Annotated in this window: 5 protein-coding genes and 1 pseudogene; 5 read left to right on the top strand and 1 reads right to left on the bottom strand. The window is 74.2% G+C overall.

Annotated features, from left to right (window positions below):
* Positions 1–627 (bottom strand): annotated as a pseudogene (locus tag ACWENR_RS29185) (oxidoreductase); the annotation flags it as partial.
* Positions 628–743: 116 nt separating this feature from the next.
* Between ACWENR_RS29185 and ACWENR_RS29180 the strand changes: the two are divergent.
* The 5 genes from ACWENR_RS29180 to ACWENR_RS29160 all read left to right on the top strand — a co-directional run bounded on the left by ACWENR_RS29180 (position 744) and on the right by ACWENR_RS29160 (position 5,540).
* Positions 744–2,138: an ABC transporter substrate-binding protein gene (locus ACWENR_RS29180; protein WP_452280165.1), complete on the top strand. Its 1,395-nt coding sequence runs from the start codon at positions 744–746 to the stop codon at positions 2,136–2,138.
* Positions 2,135–3,097 (top strand): carbohydrate ABC transporter permease, encoded by a 963-nt coding sequence (locus ACWENR_RS29175; protein WP_452280164.1) that lies wholly within the window; start codon positions 2,135–2,137, stop codon positions 3,095–3,097. Before ACWENR_RS29180 ends, ACWENR_RS29175 begins: the two co-directional genes overlap by 4 nt.
* Positions 3,097–3,963, top strand: a complete 867-nt coding sequence (locus tag ACWENR_RS29170) for a carbohydrate ABC transporter permease (RefSeq protein WP_452280163.1) — start codon at positions 3,097–3,099, stop codon at positions 3,961–3,963. Before ACWENR_RS29175 ends, ACWENR_RS29170 begins: the two co-directional genes overlap by 1 nt.
* 63 nt (positions 3,964–4,026) lie before the next feature.
* Positions 4,027–4,794, top strand: a complete 768-nt coding sequence (locus tag ACWENR_RS29165; RefSeq protein ID WP_452280162.1) for a phosphoesterase PA-phosphatase — start codon at positions 4,027–4,029, stop codon at positions 4,792–4,794.
* A gap of 140 nt (positions 4,795–4,934) precedes the next feature.
* Positions 4,935–5,540 carry a class I SAM-dependent methyltransferase gene (locus ACWENR_RS29160; RefSeq protein ID WP_452280161.1) on the top strand — a complete coding sequence of 202 codons (606 nt, stop codon included), beginning with the start codon at positions 4,935–4,937 and terminating at the stop codon, positions 5,538–5,540.
* Positions 5,541–5,677: the final 137 nt, after the last annotated feature.

The raw sequence follows: 5,677 nt of genomic DNA, 5'->3' as shown, positions 1-5,677 counted from the left end.
GCCACCCGCCTGGGCGCCCGCGGCGCCGGCGACGCGGGCGCCCAGGCGGGTGGCGTGCGCCAGCCGGGCGGGCACCCGGTCGACGGCGACGACCCGGGCGCCGGAGAGGGCGGCGAGCCGGGTGGCGAGCAACCCGATGACGCCCTGCCCGAAGACCCCGACCCAGTCGCCGAGGTGCAGGTCGCCGGCGAGCACCGCGGTGAGGGCGATCGCCCCGGGGCGGGCGAATACCGCCGCGAGCGGATCGAGCCCGGCGGGCAGCGGGTGCACCGCCTCGGCGGCCACGACGGCCTCGGCGCGGTGCCCCCAGATGCCCCAGACGACCTGCCCGGCCCGCCGGTCGGCCACGTCGGGCGCGGCCTCGACGACCTCGCCGACCTCCTCGTAGCCGAAGCCCACCAGCGGGTACGGCACGGTGCTCTGCCGGGGCACGAACATCCGGCTGACGTCGTCCCAGTCCTTGCTCAGCCGGGGGTTGCTGCCCCGGTAGAGGGTGAGCTCGGTGCCGGCCGAGATGCCGGAGTAGCAGGTGCGGACGCGGACCTGACCGGGGCCGAGCGGATCCGGGGGGCAGGGCTCGAGGCTGATCCGTCGGGGCCCGGCGAGTGAGACAACCCAGTTGACCATGAGTCACATCCCGGTAGCACTGGGTTCCATCGTAGGCAAAAAATCGGCATATGTCTTGTAATTGATCAATCGAAGGCGTTGAATCCCTTGTATACCCTTCGAGAGGAGTGCCATCGATGTCAGCACCTCCGATGCGGATACTCGCCGCCACCCTGATCATGGCAGTCACCGGGGCCGGCCTGCTGGCCTGCGGCGGCGAGGAGTCCGACAGCGACAGCCGGAAGATCACCGTGTGGAGCCTGGAGGACGTGGCCGACCGGGTCACCGCCACCAAGGCGATCGTCGCGGACTTCACCGCGAAGACCGGCATCGCGGTCGACCTGGTCACCGTCAACGAGGACCAGTTCCCCTCGCTGATCGCCTCCAGCGCCGCCGCGGGCGAGCTGCCCGACGTGGTGGGATCGGTGTCGCTGGCCGCGGTGCGCACCCTCGCCGGCAACGAACTGCTGCACCCCTCGGCGAACGGGGAGGTCGTCGAGGCGCTCGGCCGGCAGACCTTCTCGCCGCGCGCCCTGGAGCTGACGGCGGAGGACGGCCGGCAGCTCGCCGTGCCCAGCGACGGCTGGGGCCAGCTCCTCGTCTACCGCAAGGACCTCTTCGACGCGGCCGGGCTGCCCGCCCCCGACACGTACGAGAAGATCGCCGCCGCCGCGGCGAAGCTGAACACCGGCGGGGTCGCCGGCATCACCGCCGCCACCGCCCCCGGCGACGTGTTCACCCAGCAGACCTTCGAGCACCTGGCGCTGGCCAACAACTGCCAGCTCGCCGACGACTCCGGGGCCGTGCGGCTAGACTCCCCCGAGTGCGTCGAGGCGTTCCGGTTCTACGGCGACCTGATGCGCACCAGCTCGGTGAAGGGCGCGCAGGACGTGGACACCACCCGGGCCACCTACTTCGCCGGCAAGGCGGCCATGCTGATCTGGTCGCCGTTCATCCTCGACGAGCTGGCCGGGCTGCGCGACGACGCCAGGCCGACCTGCCCGCAGTGCCAGGCCGACCCCGGGTTCCTCGCCAGGAACAGCGGCTTCGTCACCGCGATCAAGGGCCCGAACGGCGCCGTCCCCGCGCAGTACGGCGAGATCAGCTCGTGGGCCGTGCTCGACGGCGCCGCCGCCGACCCGGCGAAGTCCTTCGTGGAGCACCTGCTCGACGAGGCGTACCCGCGCTGGTTCGGCATGTCGCCCGAGGGGCGTTTCCCCGTCCGCAAGGGCACCCCGGCCGAGCCGGAGAAGTTCCTCACCGCCTGGAACGCCAGCCAGGCCGGGGTGGACGCCAAGAAGCCGCTGGCCGAGGTCTACGGCGACGAGGTGCTCGCCGGCCTGCGGCGCAGCCCCGACACGTTCCAGCGCTGGGGCCTCACCCAGGGCCAGGGCAAGCTGGTCGGCGCGATCCTCGGCGAGCTGCCCGTGCCGAAGGCCCTGAACGACGTGGTCGCCGGCAAGACCGACGCCGCCGCGGCCGCCGGCCGGGCGAAGAAGGACGTGGAGGCGATCAAGGCGGGCGTCAATTGACCACCGCCGCACCGGGCACCGGCCGCTCCCCCACCCGGGAGCGGCCGGCCCCGGCCCCCCGTCGCCGCCCGCTGACCCTGCGCCGCCGCGAGGCCCGCGCCGGGCTCGCGCTGGTCGCCCCGACCCTGCTCGTCGTGGTCGCGGTCATCGGCATCCCCATCGTCTGGACCGTGGTGCTGGCCTTCCAGCGCGTACGCCTGGCCACGCTGCGGCGCACCGGGCTGTTCGGCGAGTTCACGACGGACAACCTCGAGCGCGTCCTGAACACGCCGGGCTTCGCCGACACGCTGTGGACCACCCTGATCTACGCCGTGGCGAGCACCACCGGGTCGATCCTGCTCGGCCTGGTGGCGGCGCTGGTCGTACGCCGGCCGTTCCGGGGCCGCACCCTGGTGCGCGCGTCGATGCTGCTGCCGTACGTGGCGCCGGTCGTCGCGGTCACCTTCGTCTGGCAGGTGATGCTCGACCCGCAGCTCGGCATCGTCAACGACTGGGGCCGGCGGTTCCTGGGCTGGGACACCCCGGTGCCGTTCCTGTCCCAGGAGTCGACGGCCCTGGCCACCGTCGTCGCGTTCGAGGCGTGGCGCTACTTCCCGTTCGCGTTCCTGTTCCTGCTCGCCCGGCTCCAGGCGGTCCCCGGCGAGCTGGAGGAGGCCGCCCGGGTCGACGGCGCCACCCCCACCCAGCGGTTCCGGCACATCCTGCTGCCGCAGCTGCTGCCGGTGATCGGCCTGCTGGGCGTGCTGCGCTTCATCATGACGTTCAACAAGTTCGACGACGTCTACCTGCTCACCGGCGGGGCCGCCGGCACCGAGGTGGTCAGCGTCCGGGTCTACGAGTTCCTGACCGCTCGGACGGACATCGGCGCCGCGGCGGCACAGGCGGTCGTGCTCGCCGTGGTGCTGATCGTGTTCGTGCTGGTGTACCTGCGCTTCTTCGGTGGACGGAGGGACGGCTGATGGACCGGGACCGGATCGAGACGGTGGGCCTGCGCTGGCTGCGCCGGCTGGTGATCGCCACGTTCCTGCTGGTCACCGTCTTCCCCTTCTACTACATGCTGGTGCTCTCGGTGCGACCCATCGAGCGGCTGCTGCTCGACCCCGGCTCGCTGGTGGTCGGCCTGGGCGAGCTGACCTTCGACACGTACGCCGAGGTGGTCAAGGCCGCCGACGACGGCGGCCAGGGATTCCTCACCTTCATGCGCAACAGCGGCCTGGTCGCCGTCGCGGCGACCCTGCTGACGCTGCTCGTGGCGATCCCCGGCGCGTACGCGGTCGCCCGGCTGCGGTTCTTCGGCCGGCGGCAGGTCGACTTCCTCTTCCTGGCGGTCTACCTCTTCCCGTCGATCGTCATCGCCATCCCGCTCTTCGTGCTCTTCACCCGGGCCGGGCTGCGCGGCTCGCTGCTGGGCCTGGTGCTGGTCTACATCTCGCAGACCCTGCCGGTCTCCGTCTACATGCTGCGCAACTACTTCGAGACCATCCCCGTCAGCCTGGAGGAGTCGGCGGCGATCGACGGCGCCGGGCGGCTCGGCATCATCCGCCGGGTCAGCCTCCCCCTCGCCGCCCCGTCGATCATGGCCGTCGCCCTGTACGACTTCATGATCGCCTGGAACGAGTTCCTCTTCGCCCTGCTCTTCCTGGTCGACAAGCCCGACCGGTGGACGGTGTCGCTCGGCCTGGCGCAGCTCGCGGACGGGGTCGAGGTGCCGAAGACGGTGCTGATGGCGGGCTCGGTGATCCTGACCCTGCCCATCGTGATCCTCTTCTTCGCCAGCGAACGGCTGCTCACGGAGGGGCTCACCAGCGGCGCCGAGAAGGGGTGAGGCGGAGCGGGGGTGAGGCGGGGCGGGGTTGCCGCGCGACGCCCGCTGGCCAACGATGTCCCGGTGGAAGCCTCCCCCGCCACCGGAACCCGCCCCGGCGACGCGCCCACGGCCGCCCCGCCCGGCGCCGACCAGCCGGGTCCGCACCCGACCGGCGCCGACCAGCCGGGTGCGGACCCGACCGGCGTGGACCCGGCCGGGGCCGATCCGACCGGGGCCGACCCGACGGACGTCGACCCCGCCGACCGGAGTGCCGGCCGGCGGGTGGCCCGGCTGGTCACGGAGGTCCTCGCGCCCAGCGTGCTGGTCACCGTGCTGCCGTTGCTGGTCGCCGCCGAGGCCACCGGCAGCCTCGGCGGCGTGCTGCGCTGGGGCGGCGCCGCCCTGGTCTTCTGCGCGGTCGTCCCGGTCGGCGTGGTGGTCTACGGCGTACGCCGAGGCTGGCTGACCGACCGGCACATCGGCGACCACACGCAGCGGCTGCGCCCACTGGCCCTCGGGCTGGCCTCCGTGGCGGTCGGCGTCGCGCTGCTCGCCGCCCTCGACGCGCCCCGGCCGCTGGTCGCGCTGATGGCCACGACCCTCGTCAACGGGGCTGCCTGCGCCGCGGTCAACCACTGGTGGAAGCTCAGCGTGCACGCCGCCACCGCCGCCGGCTCGGTGAGCGTCCTGGTGCTGGTCTTCGGGCCCGCGCTGCACGCGCTCTGGCCGCTGGTCGCCGCCGTGGCCTGGTCGCGGGTGCGCCTGCGCGACCACACGGTGGCCCAGGTGGCCGCCGGGGCGGCCGTCGGCGCCCCGCTCACCGCCGCCGTCTTCCTCGCGCTGACCTGACCACCGCCGCACGGCCGGGCGGGCGCGCCCGGGCGGCGGACCGTCGCCCGGCTCCGGTCGACCGGCACCGCCCGCGCCCGGCCGCGACGTCGGCACGCCCGCCGCCGGAGGGCCGGCGGGGGTCCGGCTACGGTGACGGCATGGGAAAGCCGACCCGTTGGGTGACCGAGACCGGTCCGGAGCACTCGCAGTGGTACATCGACCGGTTCCGCCGGCTGGCCGCCGAGGGGGCGGACCTGGCCGGCGAGGCCCGCCTGCTGGACGCCCTGGTCCCGCCGGGCTCCCGGATCCTCGACGCGGGCAGCGGCACCGGCCGGGTGGGCGCGGCGCTGGCCGCGCGCGGGCACACGGTCGTCGGCGTGGACGCCGACCCGGCGCTGGTCGACGCCGCCCGCGCCGACCACCCGGGCCCGCGCTGGCTGGTCGCCGACCTGGCGGAGCTGGACCTGGCGGCGGCCGGCGAACCGGAGCCCTTCGACGCCGCCGTGATCGCCGGCAACGTGCTGGCCTTCGTCGCGCCCGGCACCGAGCGGGACGTGCTCCGCCGGGTCGCCGCCCACCTGCGCCCGGACGGCGTGATGGCGGTGGGCTTCGGCACCGACCGCGGCTATCCGCTCACCGGGTTCGACGCCGACGCGGTCGCCGCCGGGCTGCGGCTGGAGCATCGCTTCGCCACGTGGGACCTGCGTCCCTGGCACGACGACGCCGACTTCGCCGTCACCGTGCTGCGCCGCCCCGCCGGCTGAGCCGCCCCTCGCCTGACCCCCGCCGTCGTGCACCGCACGGCGCCGCCGTGCACCGACCGGCGCCGCCGTGCGCCGGGCACGCCGACGCGGGCGGCGTCGCGCCGACGCGGGCGGCTACGAGCTGCTGGCGAAGTCCG

The sequence above is a fragment of the Micromonospora sp. NPDC004336 genome, assembly GCF_053602615.1.
The sequence above is the reverse complement of the archived record's forward strand: the minus strand, read 5'-3'. Positions and strand labels throughout refer to the sequence as shown.

Excerpts from the sequence above, each read along its gene's own strand:
- ACWENR_RS29180 (WP_452280165.1), top strand. The coding sequence starts at position 744 with ATGTCAGCACCTCCGATGCGGATACTCGCCGCCACCCTGATCATGGCA.
- ACWENR_RS29170 (WP_452280163.1), top strand. The coding sequence starts at position 3,097 with ATGGACCGGGACCGGATCGAGACGGTGGGCCTGCGCTGGCTGCGCCGG.
- ACWENR_RS29160 (WP_452280161.1), top strand. The coding sequence starts at position 4,935 with ATGGGAAAGCCGACCCGTTGGGTGACCGAGACCGGTCCGGAGCACTCG.